General features: G+C 44.9%; 12 protein-coding genes. 6 read left to right on the top strand and 6 right to left on the bottom strand.

Annotation, left to right across the window (positions count from 1 at the left end):
* Nucleotides 1-10 precede the first annotated feature (10 nt).
* From AAHN97_RS12540 to AAHN97_RS12525, 4 genes are all read left to right on the top strand, one after another.
* Nucleotides 11-4,831 carry a DNA repair ATPase gene (locus AAHN97_RS12540; RefSeq protein WP_343307975.1) on the top strand — a complete coding sequence of 1,607 codons (4,821 nt, stop codon included), beginning with the start codon at nt 11-13 and terminating at the stop codon, nt 4,829-4,831.
* Nucleotides 4,832-5,194: 363 nt separating this feature from the next.
* Nucleotides 5,195-5,476, top strand: coding sequence for a hypothetical protein (locus tag AAHN97_RS12535; RefSeq protein WP_343307974.1), 282 nt, complete (start codon nt 5,195-5,197; stop codon nt 5,474-5,476).
* A 42-nt stretch (nt 5,477-5,518) separates the two neighbouring features.
* Nucleotides 5,519-7,120 (top strand): ABC transporter substrate-binding protein, encoded by a 1,602-nt coding sequence (locus AAHN97_RS12530; RefSeq protein WP_343307973.1) that lies wholly within the window; start codon nt 5,519-5,521, stop codon nt 7,118-7,120.
* Entirely contained in the window at nt 7,117-7,872 is a 756-nt protein-coding gene (locus AAHN97_RS12525) for a 7-carboxy-7-deazaguanine synthase QueE (RefSeq protein WP_343307972.1), read from the top strand. The genes AAHN97_RS12530 and AAHN97_RS12525 overlap by 4 nt, the downstream gene beginning before the upstream one ends.
* A gap of 12 nt (nt 7,873-7,884) precedes the next feature.
* Here the strand turns inward: AAHN97_RS12525 and AAHN97_RS12520 are convergent, their stop codons facing one another.
* The 5 genes from AAHN97_RS12520 to AAHN97_RS12500 all read right to left on the bottom strand — a co-directional run bounded on the left by AAHN97_RS12520 (nt 7,885) and on the right by AAHN97_RS12500 (nt 14,098).
* On the bottom strand, nt 7,885-9,252 hold the full coding sequence (locus tag AAHN97_RS12520; protein WP_343307971.1) for a PQQ-binding-like beta-propeller repeat protein: 1,368 nt from the start codon (nt 9,250-9,252) through the stop codon (nt 7,885-7,887).
* 52 nt (nt 9,253-9,304) lie between these two features.
* On the bottom strand, nt 9,305-9,694 hold the full coding sequence (locus tag AAHN97_RS12515) for a hypothetical protein (RefSeq protein ID WP_343307970.1): 390 nt from the start codon (nt 9,692-9,694) through the stop codon (nt 9,305-9,307).
* A 49-nt stretch (nt 9,695-9,743) separates the two neighbouring features.
* Nucleotides 9,744-10,112, bottom strand: coding sequence for a nuclear transport factor 2 family protein (locus tag AAHN97_RS12510; RefSeq protein WP_343307969.1), 369 nt, complete (start codon nt 10,110-10,112; stop codon nt 9,744-9,746).
* 75 nt (nt 10,113-10,187) lie between these two features.
* Nucleotides 10,188-10,961 carry a response regulator transcription factor gene (locus AAHN97_RS12505; protein WP_343307968.1) on the bottom strand — a complete coding sequence of 258 codons (774 nt, stop codon included), beginning with the start codon at nt 10,959-10,961 and terminating at the stop codon, nt 10,188-10,190.
* A gap of 2 nt (nt 10,962-10,963) precedes the next feature.
* Nucleotides 10,964-14,098, bottom strand: coding sequence for a ligand-binding sensor domain-containing protein (locus AAHN97_RS12500; RefSeq protein WP_343307967.1), 3,135 nt, complete (start codon nt 14,096-14,098; stop codon nt 10,964-10,966).
* Nucleotides 14,099-14,307: 209 nt separating this feature from the next.
* Between AAHN97_RS12500 and AAHN97_RS12495 the strand changes: the two genes are divergently transcribed.
* Nucleotides 14,308-15,873 carry a family 43 glycosylhydrolase gene (locus AAHN97_RS12495; protein ID WP_343307966.1) on the top strand — a complete coding sequence of 522 codons (1,566 nt, stop codon included), beginning with the start codon at nt 14,308-14,310 and terminating at the stop codon, nt 15,871-15,873.
* Nucleotides 15,874-15,971: 98 nt separating this feature from the next.
* Here the strand turns inward: AAHN97_RS12495 and AAHN97_RS12490 are convergent, their stop codons facing one another.
* Nucleotides 15,972-17,486, bottom strand: a complete 1,515-nt coding sequence (locus AAHN97_RS12490; RefSeq protein ID WP_343307965.1) for a family 43 glycosylhydrolase — start codon at nt 17,484-17,486, stop codon at nt 15,972-15,974.
* Nucleotides 17,487-17,738: 252 nt separating this feature from the next.
* On the opposite strand from AAHN97_RS12490, the gene AAHN97_RS12485 reads away from it, so the two are divergent.
* Complete coding sequence (locus AAHN97_RS12485; protein WP_343307964.1) at nt 17,739-18,653, top strand: hypothetical protein; 915 nt, start codon at nt 17,739-17,741, stop codon at nt 18,651-18,653.
* Nucleotides 18,654-18,682 lie beyond the last annotated feature (29 nt).

Genomic DNA, 18,682 nt, shown 5'->3' with positions numbered 1-18,682 from the left:
AGGAGAACGCATGGCAGGTACTGAAAACAACACAACAGCCATACTGGATGCAGGTACGTATGAGATCATCCGGAACCGTTTAAATGAGCAGCGGCAAGACCTGGTGCAGCGTTTGGCGAAACTGAACGCTGCCCGTAAGGAAATATTCAATTCCAAAGGCTTCCAGCTCATCGCCAACCAGCGCATCACCACTGAAAACAATGGTGTGGCGCGCGGTATTATGGCACTCGGTAACCTGACTATATTTGCCTATAACGTTCACTTTGGTTTAAGGGAAGATATCAAACTGAGTGATGTGTTCAGCATCTATAAGTTCAGTGGCAGCCACTTTGAGATGCAGCCGCTGGTACTGATAGAAGATGCCGGTTTCATCACAGATTTCACCAATCTGTACAAATACTACCGCGATTCTATCTTCGCCCGCTTCGTGCGCACGGAAAATTATCTCTACATGATTTTCCAGACTAGCAAGAACCCGGACGACAGAAAAGCATTCAAATGGCTGATAAAAGAACATCAGTTGTTGTATGTGGACGATCGTAGTATTCATGAAGTAAGGAGCGCCGCGCAGCACGATTTCGACTGGACACAGACGGATCTGAGCAACCGCCGCCTCGGCAGGCATCCGCACATTTCAGTGCTGGACAAGGTTTTTATTGAAGCCCTCCACGGCGATATCACTTTCAAAATTGAAAATAACACAGACTCGGGGAAAGGTATTTTCTCTGAGCCTGTGCAGAACAGTGATCAGCAACTGGATGATGCTGAATATCACTATGCTGATCTGGGCAACCTCATCGCCATTAAAATAAAGCCCTACCAGGAGACATTTCGCGGGTATATTTTCAATGTGCGTACCAAACAGGTGGTACCCATCCCCGCACTGGTAGATGCAGGCGTACTGCTGCCGGATAACCAGGGCGTTATTTTCGCCAACGGATATTATCTCCAGAACGGAGAATACAAAATATTCGAATCGGATATTGCCGGGCTGGAATTTGTCCGCAGCATTGCTTCGCCCAACGGAGAAGATTTTCTGTACATTTTCTACCAGAAAGCTACCAATACCTACCTGCTGATGTCGTACAACATGATTGCGCAGCAGGTGGAAACGCCCATCATCTGTAATGGCTTCACGGTGTTTAATGATGGTACGCTGGTGTATTTCCGTTCGGAAAATGAAGCGGTAAGGCATCACCAGGTGCAGATCTGGCAAACGCCTTATACGGCCGCCCTCCAGGAAAATACCGCCATGAGTGACAATGTGCTCTACAAGATCGGGAACAAGGATATTGTAAGTGCCATGAGCGAAAGCCAGGAGGTGATCCTGCTGCTGCAGAAGGAGGATAGTTACGAAAATCTGTATGAGGATATTTACAAAAGAGCTAATGACCTGCTGGATGCCTACTTCTGGATAAAAGATGAGGCTACCTTCAACATGGCTGCGCCTTTGGCCAGCATCCGCGAAATTGCGGATACCGCCATCGATGAATTTGCGAAGGTGCAGGCACAACGCCAGCACGCCCGTGAAGCATTGCAGGCAGTGGAAAAGCGGGTGGAACAGCTGGTGATAGATATTAAGAATGTAACCGTTACCTCCCTGGATCAATTGGTGGAACTGCTGGCAGCAACCCGCAGCATGCAGGGCGCCGTGATCGATCTGCTGAATATCCGCTACATGAATGTGGATGCAGTAAATGCACTGAAGGAAACGTTGCAGCAATACAACAGCTCACTATCACAGGATACCATTCAATTCTTGCTGAAAGAAGAAGCACTGGCGCCTTATGAGGCAAAAGTAGCTGTACAGAAGCAGGCCGTGGCCGGCGTAACCAAAGTGGTGGATGCCGTACCGGTAGACGATGCGGTGAAGAACATTGCAGCCGGGCTGGAAATGTTGATCGACATTCTCAACAGCCTCAAAATTGGCGATACCACCCAAACCACCCGGATCGTTGAGAAAATTTCGCTGATCTTCGCCTCACTGAACGAAGTAAAAGCTGATCTGGTAAGGGTAACCACGGCGTTGCGTTCCAAAGAGTCCACTGGTGAATTTTATGCACAGTTAACCCTGCTGGATCAAAGCACGGTCAATTTCCTCGATCTCTCTACCTCTCCGGAAAAGTGCGAAGATTATTTTACCAAGATCAGCATACAGATCGAAGAGCTGGAAAGCAAATTCGCCGATTTTGAAGAGTTCGTGAACAAGATTGCTGATAAGCGGGACGAAGTGATCAAAGCCTTCAACGGCAAGAAGGAAATGCTGATGGCGCAGATCAGCAAACGGGCTACCGCACTGGAACAGATCGGTATACGGGTGTTGAAGAACATTGAAAACAAAGCACAGTCGTTCAGCGATAAAGCCAGTATCTACGCTTTCTTTTCTACAGATCTGATGATCGACAAAGTGCGCGATCTCGTGGAGGAATTGAAAAGCCTGGGTGATGTGGCTAAAGCAGAGAACCTGGAAAACCTGGTGAAGGTGGCCCAGGAGAGCGCGCTCCGCAACCTTCGCGACAAATCGGAATTGTTTGCCGATGGCAACAATATCATATCACTGGGCACTTATAAGTTCGTAGTGAACAAGCAGGTGCTGGACCTTACAATTATCCGCCGCAACGAACGCCTGTTCTATCACCTGATCGGTACCAGTTTTTACAAGGAAGTAACGTCCGAAACCCTTTATCAGCACCGCGCCATATGGGAGCAGGAGCTGGTTTCCGAGAACAGTACTGTGTACCGCTCCGAATACCTGGCGTACCAGGCATTTGCAGAAAGCGATTACGAAACATACATCAACGACCGTACAGAACGTGATTATGGCGCCGCTTACCTTAAAGGCGTGCACAATGCAGATGCGCTGCTGATCACAAAAGGCCTGAAAACATTACAGGAAGAACTGGGTATACTTCAGTTCAACCCTGCCGTACGCGTAGCCGCGCAACTGTTTTGGTTCGCGCTGGAAGATGCTGTTAAACACAAATTGCAGCAGCTTATCACGGCAGCACATACCATCCAGGAAAGTTTCCCGCAAAGCCGCCGCGCCCCCTTCGTAGAAAAGGAAATTGCTGACCGGTTTAACCAGTCGTTGCCATCTCCCACACCCGTAGATGCACAGGATGTGGCAGATTACCTCTGCAGGGAGCTGGCCGTAACACAGCATTTCACCTGCAGTCAGCAGGCCGCGCATTTGAGGAAGGAATTCAAAGAATACCTGCAGGCGAAAAAACGCACAGAGGTATTCCTGAGAGAAACGGACAATACAGGATTTAGTACCATAGAGCGTTTTTACATGATCCGCAGCTGGTTACTCGCATTTCTGCAATCGCAGCAGGATGTAGTGGATGAACAGTATGTGAACGAGGCCGTTTGTTTGCTCCTGTTCAGGGAACATGCCTACAGAGAAAAAGCGGCTGCCGACACCCTGGTGCTGGAAGGCCTCAAAGGTACTCACCCGGTTATCCGGGAAGGAGGGAAGTATGTGCTGAATTTCCATCTCTTCATGCGAAAGCTGAGTGAGTATTTTGAAACAATTGTGCCGGCCTTTGCAGCATTCAGCCAACAGAAAGAACAGCTGGTAACGCAGTACAGGCAGCAGTTGAAAGTGCGGGAATTTGAACCGAAAGTACTGAACTCGTTTGTGCGGAACCGTTTGATCAATGAAGTATATTTTCCATTGATCGGCGCCAACCTGGCCAAACAGATCGGCGCGGCAGGCAACGATAAACGTACCGCCAGAATGGGCATGCTGCTGCTGGTATCCCCACCGGGATATGGTAAAACCACCCTGATGGAGTACCTCGCCAAAACAATGGGACTGCATTTTGTGAAGATCAACGGCCCTACCATCGGGCACAACATCACTTCCATTGATCCGCTGGAAGCTACCACTTCCGGTGCAAGAGAGGAGTTGAAGAAGATCAATCTCTCTTTTGAAATGGCGGATAACGTGATGTTATACATCGATGATATTCAGCACTGCAGCCCGGAATTTTTGCAGAAGTTCATTTCCCTGGCCGATGGACAGCGTAAAATGGACGGCATTTTCGAAGGCGAAAGCAAAACCTACGACCTGCGTGGCAAGCGCTTTTGCGTGGTAATGGCGGGCAACCCCTACACGGAAAGCGGCGAGCAGTTTAAAATTCCAGACATGCTGGCCAACCGCGCCGATGTATACAATTTGGGCGATGTCATTGGCGGATCGGATCAGCTTTTCAGGCTGAGCCTGATCGAAAACAGTGTGGCGGAAAATAGTTTCGTGCAACGCATTGCTAACCGCAGCTTCGATGATCTGTACAAACTGATTGAAGGTATAGAAACCGGCAACGATCTGCTGCCGGAACTGGAAGGTAACTACAGTGCGCAGGAATGCGATGATGCCGTGGCGGTGCTAAAAAATATTCTCCGCATCCGCGATATTGTGATCCGTGTGAATGAGCAATACATTGCCAGTGCGGCCATGAAAGATGCATACCGTACTGAACCTGCCTTCAAATTGCAGGGCTCTTACCGGAACATGAATAAAATGGCGGGCAAAGTAGTGCCGCTCATGAATGTGGAAGAAATTGACACCCTGATCCGCTCGCATTACGAAGGCGAATCACAAACCCTCACTTCCGATGCGGAGGCGAATCTGCTCAAACTGAAGGAACTGGCAGGTTTCCTGTCTGCCGAAGAAACCACACGTTGGGAGCATATCAAAGAGATCTTCAGGAAGAACAACAAGTTCGGCGGGCTGGAAGCCAATGATACTTCCGGGCAAATGCTGCTGCAGTTAAGTACATTTAACGAGCACCTGGAGGCCATTGCCAATGCGATGAACAGGAAGTGATTCCCTGATAAAATAACAAGAAAGGCTATCAGCAATGATGGCCTTTCTTGTTTTAACCATTGCCTGGGCGGCATATTAACACATGAATAACATCATAGCAGCCTCGTTTTTTGAATATTTAGAATTCACTTGCACTATTCATATATTAGTTTGGTATATGTAATATCATATATTCCAGCAATGTAGATTTTTATAGCAAGATCGTTATTGAAATCTGTTTGTATTTTTTAACTTTAGCACCAGCCAAAATCATCGCTCATATAGCATCAGCAGATAAATCCCTAACAAATGATTATAATATTAGTGCGTTGGTCGATCAAAGTGGGTGAGGAAGACAAGTTTTTGAATACATGGAGTAACCACATGAAAGTCCCCAAAGAAAAAGGCCTGTACCGTGAGATGCTTACCTCTGAGGATACCAGCCTGGACGACATCAGGTATCACACCTTTCAATTAGGAAACCCCGCCTGCAGTACTTTCATCAATATCGGAGTCTGGCGAAGTCTTGATGATTTCGAAACGCTGATCGGATCAAAATATATTGGAACGCAGCACGACTTCGAATACAAAATGAGAGAGCGGATCATTTTAAAAGTTATCGCCGACCGCGGGCAAGAACTGCCTCCTGCAACAATGGAAGAGTAGGAACATTTTCACTTATATTATTAACAGGGCAACTAATTTACTATGTTGATTTCTATTCAATTAGAGGCGATTAAAGTAGACTTTGATATTACTTCTGTCAAAACGATTATTCAGCTGCTGGCAATAGTAGCCACTTTAATCGCTATCTACTATTACAAAGTAACACGTGATAAAAATAAAACGCTGGTAGAACTCTACAAGCTGGCTGATAAAGATGATGTTGGCCAACTCATCGAGAGATCAAAATCGATCGTTCACGTTCCTGATACACTAACAGTAAATCAGCAATTCAAGATCGTAAAAGAGCAAATAGATAAAAAGCACAAACAGTATATTCTCCAGGTAACTGTGGTGATAATTTTTATCGTACTGTTCTTTTTAACGGCGATACTACTATTGTTTAAATGGCCCGGACAAAAAGAAACTTCATCCATATTTAAGTCTGTCCGTTTTACGAAAGAAGTGCCTAAAGTAGTAGGCATTTATCCCAAGGACACGTTTGGCCCGGATCAGAAAAAAGGATTACATGCCGGCCTAAGAAATGCTGACCTGGCATTTAAAGTGATAGATCTTGATTTTTTGTCAACAAGCCAGATGAAAACCGGCGATATTCAGCCCCTGCTTGATACCTTGCAGCAATTGATCAGATCTGAAAATGTGATCGCTATTGTTGGCCCCTCTGTAACAGAATGCACGGACGATATACTGGAATTAATGCTGCAGCTGAAATCTAAAATACCCATCTTTATTACCAGCGCAGCATCTCAGGACTTCCTAAAATGGAAGAAATTTTCAAATAATGTTCATTTGTTCAGAACCGGCTCTGGTATTGATCAGCGGGCAGATCTGATAGCCAACTTCCTGAAAGAAACAGACATCACCAGGAATTCCCTGTTCCTGATTGAAGACAACAAGGAGCATAAAACATTTGGGAGGATGTATTATGAACAATTAGTCAACAGGTCCGATATACTGAGCAATGCTATTGCCTATCGTCATATTGATACTTTCTATTATAACCTGGAGGATTTTCCGAGGATGTATAAGTATTTGAATAAGGAAATAAGCAAATACGAATGTATCTTCATTTTGGGGGTAGGAGAGTGTTTTACCAGGATAATTGATTCCTTTTACGTTCCATTCCGGTACAAGGGAAAGCTCCCTAAGATCGGGGGATGGATGAATGCTTATTCCCTCAATAACCGCCTGGGGAAGCCGGAAACCCAGTTATACAACAATAAAATTTTTGAGATCACAGACATAAATCTTCATAGGGCGTTAAACTATGATGTGTCGCCTGATAAGCACATCAGGAATTTTGAGAAATTCATAGGCCACCGCCTGAACCCAGGGGCAAGAGACATAGGGATTGCGTATGACGCGGCCATTTGTATATCGGAGACTTACCAGGCCATCAGTGATTCTCTCGAAAGGAAAGGAACTGACGATTTTCTAAAGCTTGATAATAAAACTCTTAATATCTTTGCAGCCTTAATGAAGAGTATTCCATTCGAAGGAGTTTTGTCCAAAGTGCGTTTTACGAATGAAGGGATCAATGAGAATATAAGCATGGATTGTGCTTATTATGACTCAACGGTGAACCAGTGGCAACGAATGGATATCCAGAAATTGTTGAAATTATGATCAAGCTCGCTAAACTAAATAACAAACCGGAAATATTTCATTCGGTACAAGGTGAAGGAAAAAACATGGGTAAGCCTTCCATCTTTATCCGTTTATCTTTATGTAATTTATACTGCCAGTGGTGCGATACTGATTATACCTGGAATTGGGAAGGTACACCCTTCAAACATAACTACGATCAATTACCCGGTTATAAGAAATATCATAAAGAAGACCTTATTGAATTACTCTCTGACGAGCAGATCCTGGAAACTGTGCGGGCAATGAACTGTAACAATATTGTAATTACAGGAGGAGAGCCATTAGCGCAGCAGAAAGACCTGCGAAGCCTGATGAAAGCATTGAAAGAACAAAACCCGTCAACGCATATTGAGTTTGAAACAAACGGTACATTAAAGCCATTGCCGGAAGTGGATAGTTTAGCAGATCAATATAATGTATCCATTAAACTAAGCAACTCGAATGTTGCAATAGAAGACAGGATCAAACCTGATGCCATCACTTTTTTTGCAAATTCTCCGAAAGCAAATTTCAAATTCGTAGTAGATACAAATGAGGATCTTCTTGAAATACAGGAATTAATCGAAAAGTATAAGATCCCCCGGCAGGCAGTATATCTAATGCCACAAGGAACTACCGTAGCATCGCTGAAACAAAAGCAGCAATGGATTGTAGAGATCTGCAAACAGTACAATTTTAATTATACTGACAGGTTGCATATTCACATCTGGGGAGACAAACGAGGCGTATAATCCCTAAAGACTTTAGTTATTCATCCCACTTTCTGCCGGGTAATACGCAACCCCTTTATTTATGATTATTGGCAGTGCGTCAAATGTATACACGTCATAAATAATCTTGATGAAATCCCCTGTTTTAGCATCCAGCACATGACCACATGCATATACTTTACCATCTGCAAATATGGGATATTCAGCTCCTATATACTTCCTGTCCCATACCCTCTTTCCTGTTAACGCATTCACGGCCGTTACGTGGTTACCTACAGCAGCGTTAGAATAAGAATAATAGATCAATCCATCTCCATATGTTGCCGAATGAGCCCCATATTCCTCTAAATTCCATACAGTTGCGCCCGTTTTTGCATTTAATGCGTAATACCCGGTATTCCCGGAGTAAACATATACGTAGTCATTTACAATAAGAGGAGATACCCAATTAGCTCCGAAATTACTGTATTCTCTGCTAAAATCCCGCTTCCATACTATTGCCCCTGTTTTAATATCTAAAGCCTCAACCATCCCATCCAGGGTTGTTATTATCACAAGACCTTTATAAGATGCGGGGCCAACACACATCGCGCTTTTTGATTTGTAGGTCCATTCCATCTTTTTTGTGTCAATATTAAAACCAGTCAAAGTATATACACCGCCTGTGATCAATATATTTTCAGCCAGCAGGGTGTTTGTGTGAAAAGTAAAATAATCCGGATTAGTATAGGGATATTGCCATTTGGTTGCGCCATTAGAGCTGTTAAGTGCAAAAATGGCATTGGGCCCGATTGTATAAAGCGTTTGATCACGATATATTACCCCTTTGCCAGCAGACTTAAGGGTCTTTGCCAGCCACAGCTTTTCTCCTGATTTAAGACTATATGCTGCTACTCCCACACCAGGAAGATCCATATACACCGTATCATTTACTACCACTGGAATAGCGGTGAAATTAAACTCACTGTTATAGTTCATGTCTGCCCATGCTGCCCGCCCGTAAGTCAGATCAACGCAATGCAATTCATAGGAGGCTGAATATATCGAATAACTATCAATCCGTTCCAGGGTAAAGGGGGCGGATGTAGTATCGCCTGATTGCGTATAGGCAATAACCTTTCCATTATAAGTTACATCAGGTTTCAATTGCCGCAGGGTATCCGTATACCTTAATGCATCATTCTTTATGAGCTGATCATTGAGCATGATCTTATACCTTACTACATCCGCATTACGGAGATTTTCTGAAGAGGTCCATTTAATAATGGCCCTGGTGGCGGAACGTTCGGCAACCGTCACTTCAAAAGGAGACATTGTTCTTATAAAACCTGGGAGGAGATCTTTATTGCTTTGTTTACAGGAAAATAATAGGAAGAGGAACGCCAATGCCAATAATCTCATACAGATAAGGGATATTTCATACAAAAGTATAAAAAATATGGCAGAAACCCTCTCACCCCGGCATACTATACCGCTTGTAAACCCTTGTGGAATCCTTTACAGTCAGCTCAATCTGTGAATTATCCAGCCGCTCAATGATCAAGGTATCATGCAGCAGGTGCACCTCCAGGCTATCCGGGTTACCATAGTTCCTGGTATGGAAACGGCCTTCTTCTTTGAAGCCCACTATGCGGGCATCACGGCGCTGGTAAATACTGTCCCGGGTATAGAAAATGATGGCGTTCGGGCCCCATTTATTATCGATCATAATTCTCCATAAACCATCGATCGAAAGCGGGCGGTATTGCTGTGGGCCGGGAGGCTCAGGAGGAGGAGCTTCTGTTTTACCTTTCTTACAGGCAACAAAGGCCATTAAGCTGAGTATAAGGATGATTTTCTGCATATGGGTGAAACGGAGGAGCAGAAGCAAAAGTTACATGGAAACTTTATCCTCAATAAAAGAACTGCTCCAGTACAATCTGCCCATCTTTTACTTCATACAGCATGATCTGGTGGATCCGGATCCTTCCATGTGGTTCTACGGTGAAGTCTTTCTCTCTTACCACCGCAAAGTGATTGCCTGTAACAACCGGCTCACCGGTATAAAGGCTGTGCACTTCTTTGATCCGGGACACAAAGTCTTCCCCCTTCTTACGAACAGCCGCCTTTCCTTCAGCATAGCCAAAATAGGGAGAATGCTCAGGGTCTACGCTCTTTACGTTTTCAGCAAAGAGTTCATCCTGGATCTCAAACCATTTTTCCTGTTTAGCCAGTTCGTTGAACCGGGCTGCTACTTCCTGGGTTGTTAATGTATTTTTCATATTGCAAAGTTAAGGGCAGGGCATTACCCTGCCAGGGGGCAATATAGACTTTAATGTGGGGCTATTTGGCCATTGCTATTGTGTGGGCATTTTGGGCAGTGACTTCAGGTATTCATGCGGAGATACCTTAAAGTGTTTTTGAAAATTCCTGCTGAAAAGGCTTTGTGTACTATAACCCACCATTCTGGAGATCTCCGCCAGGCTGTAAGCGTTCTCCGCAATGAGCCCGGCTGCCTTTTTGAGCCGGGTGATATCAATCAGCTCTTTGGGCGATAGCGCGGATAGCGATTTGATCTTTCTATAAAAAGTAGGCCGGCTCATATTCATATGTTCAGCCAGCTTATCAATATCTATCTGTGAATCCTGGATGTTTTTACGGATATAGTCATCCAGTTGTTTGAGAAAAGTTTCATCTGTTTTGGAATGAGCCATCACCCGCACATCCTCAAAAGGTGAGGTGGCAAAATGCGCTTTTATTTTCAAACGGTTATTGAGCAGATTTGCAATCTGTACCTGGAGGAATTCGGGAGAGAAAGGTTTCCTGATATAGGCATCTGCTCCGGCCTCCAGTCCCGTTATATGTGAACGATGGCTGTTTTTGGACGTTAGTAATACAATCGGAATATGGCAGTATTCAACATTTGATTTCACCAGCTGGCATAACTCAAAGCCATCCATGCCCGGCAGCATAACATCTAATACGATGAGCTGTATCACTTCCGTATCCATTACCTGCAGGGCTGTTTCAGCACTTTCTGCCAGGTGTATTTTATAGGTTTCACCTAAAACTTCTGATAAAAATTCCAGGATCTCCCGGTTGTCGTCTACCACTAAAATGCTCTCTGTCATAACTATGGTACTTTTTTCCAGCTGCTCAGGTTAAATTCGAACTGCTGGTGTATTGGTAATGTTAATTCGAAAACAATGTCGTTACTATTGCCGGAAACCAGTTCTAATGACCCGTTATGTAATTCTGTTAATGACCTGGCCAACGGTAACCCGATACCTGTTCCCGGCTTTAGCTTATTGTTCAGTCTGAAGAATGGTTCAAAGATCTTTTTCCTGAATGCCACCGGGATCTCTTTGCCATCGTTACAAAAGCTGACGGTGAATTTTTCATCGCCGGTTTGCAGCGGTGCCATCTTTACGGTTGCAGAAGATGCGGCATATTTAATGGCATTGGAGAGCAGGTTAGCGCAGATCTTCACCAGGGCTTCCCGGTCTACAAATGCTTCAATATCAGTTTCAGGAAGGTCTATATTTAAACGGATGTTGTTCTCTTTGGCAAATTCCCTGAATGAATCTGCCTGTTCCCGGAGGAGCTTATTGATGTGTACGTTTACAAAGTTTAATCCGAACTGCTCTATCTCCGTTTGCCTGAAATCCAGCAACTGCCCTGTGAGGTCTGTTAACCGGTGGGCATTCTTTTGAACGGTGAGCAGGCCCTTTTTAATAGGCTCCTGGTGATCCGCCATTTTTATCAGCCTTTCTATAGGGCCTACGATCAGCGTGAGCGGGGTTTGAATTTCATGTGCAATATTGGTGAAGAAATCAATCTTAAACTGGTAGATCTCTTTTTCTTTCTGGTGTTCGAACAGTTGTAATTTAGCCAGGTTTTTTCTGCTCAGGTAAGCATGATAATAGCGGACCAGCAGGAACAGCATTATACCTGATAAAAACAGGTAGGATACATAAGCCGTATTGCTCTTCCAGAAAGGAGGTAAAATGCGGATAAAAAGGTGCCGCTCTTCACCCGTCCAGTCACCCACATTACTTTCTGCACATACGGTAAACGTATAACTCCCCGGTGAAAGATCTGTAAACCAGGCATTCCTGTTGGTGTTAAGATAGGTCCATTCTTTATCCAGGCCGGTCATGAAGTATTTATACTTTGTGGCCCTGGCGGAGGAATAGTTCAGCGCTGCAAATTCAATGCTGAAGTTATTCTGATCGTGCGTGAGCACAATGGTGTCTGTAAACAGCACAGACCTGCTGAGGGGGCCATCTTTGTCGCTGGGGGTTATCTCCTTGTTGTCTATTTGAAACCCGGTGATATATGTTGGCGGAGATACATTTTTCCGGTCAAATTCAGCCGGGTTAAAAGCAATCATTCCTTTCACAGATCCGAAATACATTTTCCCATCAGCGTCTTTGTAAGCAGAATTATAATTGAATTGATCTGTTATAAGCCCGTCCGGTTGCGTATAGGTCTTACAGTGACCAGTACCTGGATCAAGGGAAATCAGCCCTTTTAAGGAGCTGATCCATAAGTGTTTTGAGCTGTCTTCCAGGATACAGAACACCACATTGCTGGGCAGGCCGTTTTCTGTGGTGAATTTTTTAATGGTTTTCCTGTCCGGCGCCAACTGTATCAGGCCGCCACCATTAGTGGCAAACCAGAGGGAGTGCCGGCTGTCTTCAAAAATATAATGTACGGGAAACTCATTCACTTTATCACCAAAGCGGAAATTCCCATGCCGGCCGGTTTTGGGATGGTAATAAAATGCACCCTGCGATACGCTGCCCGTCCAGATATTCCCTTCGCTATCTTCTGTGATATCGAAAACATAGGAGTTATAGGGGATCTGTTTAATGCGGTTGAATGTCCTTCGCTTCCTGTCGTAATGGAACAGACCGGAACCATTGTAGGCAGTGCCAACGAGTAGGGTACTGTCTTTTGTGAGATAAAAACGATGCACAAAGTCACTCACCTTATCATCTTTATCACCAATGAATTCAAAATGGTCAGTTACCTTCCCGGTACGCATATCCATTACTTCCATACCATGTAAGAACGAGCCAATAAACAACTGGTCCCCCAAGGCCAGCAGTCCGTGGATATTGGGATAGGAAATATCTCCCTTTTTACCGGTGGCAGCATAATGCGTGAATTGCCCTGTTTTAGGATTGAATTGATTGATCCCCGCATCTTCCGTACCGATCCATAAGTTACCCCTGGTATCAGCACAGATGGTTCTCACGGCGTTGCCGGATATGGAATTACTGCCTTGCAAGGGGTAGTATTTTTCAAAGCGGGCATTTTCTTTCGAATAATAATTTAAGCCGCCGAAATAAGTACCCACCCACATACCTCCCTGGTTATCCTTACATATCGTATACACAGCGTTGTCTGATAGAGAATAAGGGTCGCTGATCTGTTTTCGCAGGTTTTGACTGGTGTTGGTCACAGGGTCGTACAGGTAGATCCCTGATTCTGTGGCTATCCAGTACTGCTGGTGACAACCTGCCGTAATATCCCGTACGTATATATCGGTTTTGTTGTTGCTTTGAAGCTGTAAAGATGTGATGGTTCCCGTTGCCGTGTTATAACTTTTCAGACCCTGTTTAAAACATCCTACCAAAACCTCCTTTTCATTGACGGGATATATTTTGCTGATGGAGCGCATATTGGCAGGGATATGCTGATCGATGATCCGGATATGGGTAACAGAACGGTTGCGGTATGAGTAGATGCCAATTACCCCATCATCATTTCCTACCCATAAATTCCTGTTACTGTCTAAGGCTATACAGGATGCGGGGATCTTTAGATCTTCCACCTTTTTTTTACCCTGATCATATTTGCAGAGGGAATAATTAGCCACGAACCATAGATTGTTATCGTTATCCGTGAGCAGGTGGCTGATGTATGTTTGCGGAGCAGCTTCGAGTAAAGTAAAAACCTCATTATAGGGATTGTACATAAAAATGCCCTTACCCGTACCAATCCATAACATGCCCTTTTTATCCTCGGTGATAACGGTGATCACATTATTCCCTATCCTGCCAAATTTGTTCTGAGGATTTTTGCAGGTTTTGAAGGTATAACCATCAAAACGACTTAACCCTCCCCGGGTACCGATCCATATCAAGCCTTTACTGTCCTGTAAAATGGAAGTCACCGCATTGTGTACCAATCCATCTTCAACCTGGTAATGTGTAAAATAATACTTCCCGCAACAGGGTAGCGTTGCAAGTTGTAACACCAGGCTTAGTAAAAGGGAACATAAGTATAATCGCATAACGGGTAACCAAATATAATAAAAATCAACTGTTTGCATAAGGGAGGCTTAGGGCATGAGACAAACAGGCAAAAAGTTGAACAATTTAAGCACTGGCTATTCATTTATTTTGACTGGCAGTAAAATTGAGATTCAGCACCCCGTGTAAATTGATAACCTAACAACAATTCCACATGAAAAATGCATTATTTACCAAAGCTGTTATCGCCATCGCATTGCTGGCAGCCGGCTGTCAGAAGAGGCAGCCGGACAGTATCACGAATGAAAAAGTTCAGTTGCCGGCTCAGCTGATCAGTGCTGCGCCTCCATTGGGAACGGTGATCGACAGCGGCATTTACCGCATCCGGCCTGTGGTGTCATTACCCAATGGCCCGGTAGTTGAAGTAACCGGCAACTCCACTGCTGCCGGACAAAAAATTCAGCAATGGGGATGGTTTCCCAATAACGGGCAGAAATGGAAACTGGTAAAGGTGGATGCCACCTATTATAAGGTGATCAGTGTTACCAGTAATAAATGCCTCGAATCCCCCTCTGCCACTTCAGGGGATATATTGCAGCAGGGAACGGATATTGGTTCCGATGCGCAACGCTGGGCTATTACCTATTCCCCCGGCAGTACCAATCTTTTCTCCCTGACCAATAAACAAACGGGCATGAAAATGGTGCTGGACCCTGACGATTCGGTGCCTGGCAGAAAGATCAGGCAGAAAAGCAGTGTAACAGGTACGCAGGACCTCTTTGAATTCCGTAACCTTTATTTTCAGAACCCCCTGGTGAATGCCAGCCGTGCAGATCCTCACGTAGCGCAGAAAGATGGGTATTATTATTTCCTGTATACCAAAGGCAATAAGATTGGCATTACCAAAACCCCCTCCGTGTCCTTATTAGCAGCGATGACAGAAACCATTGTCTGGACGCCTCCTACTGGCACCGCCTATTCAACTGCCATATGGGCTCCTGAATTACATTTCCTGTCTGGTAAATGGTATATCTATTTTGCTGCGGATGATGCGGCGGCAGGAGATGTTCACCGCATGTATGTATTGGAGAATGCCAATGCCGATCCCACAACCGGCACATGGACGTTCAAAGGAAAGATCTTTGATTCAACAGACCAGTGGGCAATTGATGGTTCCGTGCTGACTATCGGCACAAACAATTATTTTATCTGGTCCGGCTGGGCGAGTGAAGCCACCAAGTTCAAACAATACATCTACCTGGCGCCGATGTCCAACCCCTGGACTATCAGTGGTCCCAGGGTGGCCATATCATCACCTACCAATACCTGGGAAAAACATGAACCCAGTTCAATCGGAGCGGGTGTTAATGAAGGGCCCATTATGCTGCAAAAAGATGCCAGCAGCCCGGTATTCATTATATATTCTGCCAGTCGTTACACGAGCGATAATTATTGCCTGGCACAAATACAATTGAAAAGCGGCGGGAATCCTACTGTGGCAGCGGACTGGATCAATAAAAAACAGGTGTTTGTGAGGAATGATGCGAATGCTGTGTACGGGCCGGGCCATAACAGTTTTTTTGTGAGTAGCTATACAGATGCAAATGGGGTGTTACATACTGAAAACTGGTTTGTCTATCATGCCCGCAGCGTAGCCGCCACCACCAATGGTTCCAGAACGGCAAGGATGCAAAAACTAACATGGAATACAGACGGATCACCAAACTTTGGCACAGCCCAGGCAACAGGGGTTAATACGCCTATCCCGATTGGTGACTGATAAATTATTAAAACTGGCTCTTACTATCGGATCTGAAAAGTTCTGGTAGTTACTACTAAAAACGAACGAGGCCCTGGTTTACACCGGGGCTTCTTTATTTAATCAAGTATAAAAGCACTTACTTCTGCCAAACCAGGCTGAGGCTGTGCATCGAGGCCGGAAACAGGTACCAGTTTAAAATACCGGGCTTGCTTCCTTACAGGCAGTGTGAAATACTGCTTATTAGGATGGAGATTGAGCAGCTGAATAGTGCCAAGGCTTTCCCATGTTGTAGTGTCGTTAGCCACCAGTACCTCCATGTCTTTTATTTTCCGGTCGCCATCTTTCTGCACAAAAATGAAACCATCTACGTTAAGCGTATCCTGCATATCCACGGCGATCCAATGATCAGGATAATTGGTTGCGGGAGCGGAATAACGTGCTATCCAGGGAGTAGTTACATTATCATCTATGATCTTTGTTGCAATGCGGTTGTTGTTGAGCTCCTGTGAGCTGTAACCGGCTATAGACCAACTGGCTTTTTTATACACGTACCGGATAGGTTCTCCGGAAGGTTTGGTCACGGGAGAATTAATAGCGACAGGGATCCCGAAATTCGGCGAGCCATCCATATTCCAGGTGAATTTTTGTATGCGTGCATTACGGCCTCCTCCTCCGGCAGCACTGCGTGCATGATAAATGAGCCAGTCTTCCGTACCATCCGGTGATTTGAAAAATCCATTGTGCCCGGGCCCATAAGCTCCGCTGGCCGCGTTCATGGAAAAAACAGGGGTGGATGTTTTTACCCAGTGTGCAGGATTCAGGGGATCCCCATTTACCTGCAACGTTAATAATCCCAGGCAATAGGTATCCACCCAGTAACCGCTGCCGGAATAAACCACCAGCAATTGTCCGCCTGGATTGATGATCGGTTGGGGTCCTTCGTTGATGGCACTGCCATTCATTTCCCAGGAATAGGAGGGACTGGAAATAGCTACCCTGGGGCCTGAAATCGTCCAGGGATCACTCATCGGCGCAATGTAAATCCGCTGCGGTGCAGCGCCCGCATTACCGCCAGACCATAACATGTACAATTGCCCGCCATACTCAACTACTGTTCCATCAATAGCCCATTGGTCCGTAGAATCGGCAACTTTTCCTTTCAGCACCCATGTGCCCTGCATGGGATCAGCCGAAGTATTTTCTACGGCATACATGCGATGATTGGCATTGGTGCCGTTATCCGCAGCAAAATACATGTACCACTTGTTGTTGAGCCGGTGCAGTTCAGGTGCCCAGATGTTTTTTGAGTAAGGCATGCCTGCAGGAGGGACCCAGGCTTCATCATACTTAGCCAATGCCAGTTCAGACATGGCTGTTGTTTCATACAGTACCAGTTTGCTACCCTGGGTATAGGTGTAATAATACTTCCCGTTGTGTTGGGTTACCCAGGGATCGGCACCACTCGATTTCAGCGGATTGGTGAAAGTGCTTTCAATGTTAAAATCGTCCTCTGAAATACTGTCTGTCATACTTAGTAGCAGTGGCCGTTCCAGAGAGATCTTTTTTTGGCACGCAGAGAGGAGCGCAAGGCTTAAACAGCCTAGCAAACAAATAGAGATGTTTGTTTTCATGGAGTTTTGGATTAACGATTAAAGTAACGTGGACAACTATATCAAAATACAAAAAAAATAATAGAACGCACAACTTGTTTTGTCTGATGTTAAGCCTCTTACTGGTTCACTGCTATTCATAAATATACAAAGCCTTAAAATAGAAATGTAGGACTTGTGATCCCACCAATCAATGCGGAATGTGTGATTGGATCCTTTATGAGGCAGGTAAATAAACATTGCATTACCTTTACAAGCGTACAACATCTGGAAATGAAAAAGAATATAAGCACTCATATTATCAGCAGGTTGGATCTGCAGAGTTTCGTCAGTGTCTTAGCAAGGGAACTAAACGGTTCGGAATTGAATACCGTCCTGCTGGATGTATTTAATAAACGTGTTCAGCAGGAAACGGCTTCTACTCTGCTGAACAAATATGCCCGGAATAAGCTGGTTAAACCTTTTGAAACAGATGTTATAAAGCTTAAAGAGAACGAATTAAGTTGCTATAAATTATTAGCATCAAAAGGATTCGAACCCATAGAACTGTCGCCTGTTGCCCAGTTGGGAACAAGTAGCGTGGTAGCTACAGTAGATCAGAAGAAAGTGCTCACAGCTTTAAGGAATACAGAAGTACAGGCAGACCCAACCAATGCGATAGCGCTGCATTATGCCTGGCTAAAGAAAAAAAGAGTGTTGGGAAAAACAACCCGCAACTATAGCAATATTTCCAGGATCCTGCGCACACAGGCATTTTCCAATCCTCATTTCACCCCTCATTTTTCAGTGCTTTGCCTGGTTTCCTGTGGCAGGGATACCGGCAGCTTTAATTTTGAGCGGGAAGAACTGCTGAAACAAATATCTATATCCTCGCAGATCTGCAAAGAGGTATTCGGCATACAACAGCTGTATTTTGAGATCATCCCGGGTAAAGGATACGATAGCCTGAGTCCCATGATAACAGATCTCCCGGATAGCCTGGCAATCTCTGTTGTTGAGCCGGACAATAGTAATAATTATTACTACGGCTTCAGGATAAAGATGAAGATCGTACTGGATGATGTTGTGTATGAAATCGGTGATGGCGGATTGCTCGATTGGACCCAGCAGCTGTTGGCCAACAAAAAGGAACGTATGATGACAATGGGCATCGGCTTCCAGATCTTACATCAGTTAACCGCTAAATAGCACTTCATCAAGGAAATACGGCACTACAT

Source organism: Chitinophaga niabensis (assembly GCF_039545795.1).
GTDB lineage: Bacteria > Bacteroidota > Bacteroidia > Chitinophagales > Chitinophagaceae > Chitinophaga > Chitinophaga niabensis_B.
Note: the sequence above shows the minus strand (reverse complement) of the source record. Positions and strands in the feature narration are given on the sequence as shown.

What these genes read in the sequence shown, in the direction of transcription:
- AAHN97_RS12540 (WP_343307975.1), top strand. Translation starts at nt 11, where the DNA reads ATGGCAGGTACTGAAAACAACACAACAGCCATACTGGATGCAGGTACG.
- AAHN97_RS12510 (WP_343307969.1), bottom strand. Translation starts at nt 10,112, where the DNA reads ATGAAAAATACATTAACAACCCAGGAAGTAGCAGCCCGGTTCAACGAA.
- AAHN97_RS12505 (WP_343307968.1), bottom strand. Translation starts at nt 10,961, where the DNA reads ATGACAGAGAGCATTTTAGTGGTAGACGACAACCGGGAGATCCTGGAA.
- AAHN97_RS12520 (WP_343307971.1), bottom strand. Translation starts at nt 9,252, where the DNA reads ATGAGATTATTGGCATTGGCGTTCCTCTTCCTATTATTTTCCTGTAAA.
- AAHN97_RS12530 (WP_343307973.1), top strand. Translation starts at nt 5,519, where the DNA reads ATGTTGATTTCTATTCAATTAGAGGCGATTAAAGTAGACTTTGATATT.
- AAHN97_RS12535 (WP_343307974.1), top strand. Translation starts at nt 5,195, where the DNA reads ATGAAAGTCCCCAAAGAAAAAGGCCTGTACCGTGAGATGCTTACCTCT.
- AAHN97_RS12495 (WP_343307966.1), top strand. Translation starts at nt 14,308, where the DNA reads ATGAAAAATGCATTATTTACCAAAGCTGTTATCGCCATCGCATTGCTG.
- AAHN97_RS12490 (WP_343307965.1), bottom strand. Translation starts at nt 17,486, where the DNA reads ATGAAAACAAACATCTCTATTTGTTTGCTAGGCTGTTTAAGCCTTGCG.
- AAHN97_RS12515 (WP_343307970.1), bottom strand. Translation starts at nt 9,694, where the DNA reads ATGCAGAAAATCATCCTTATACTCAGCTTAATGGCCTTTGTTGCCTGT.
- AAHN97_RS12485 (WP_343307964.1), top strand. Translation starts at nt 17,739, where the DNA reads ATGAAAAAGAATATAAGCACTCATATTATCAGCAGGTTGGATCTGCAG.
- AAHN97_RS12525 (WP_343307972.1), top strand. Translation starts at nt 7,117, where the DNA reads ATGATCAAGCTCGCTAAACTAAATAACAAACCGGAAATATTTCATTCG.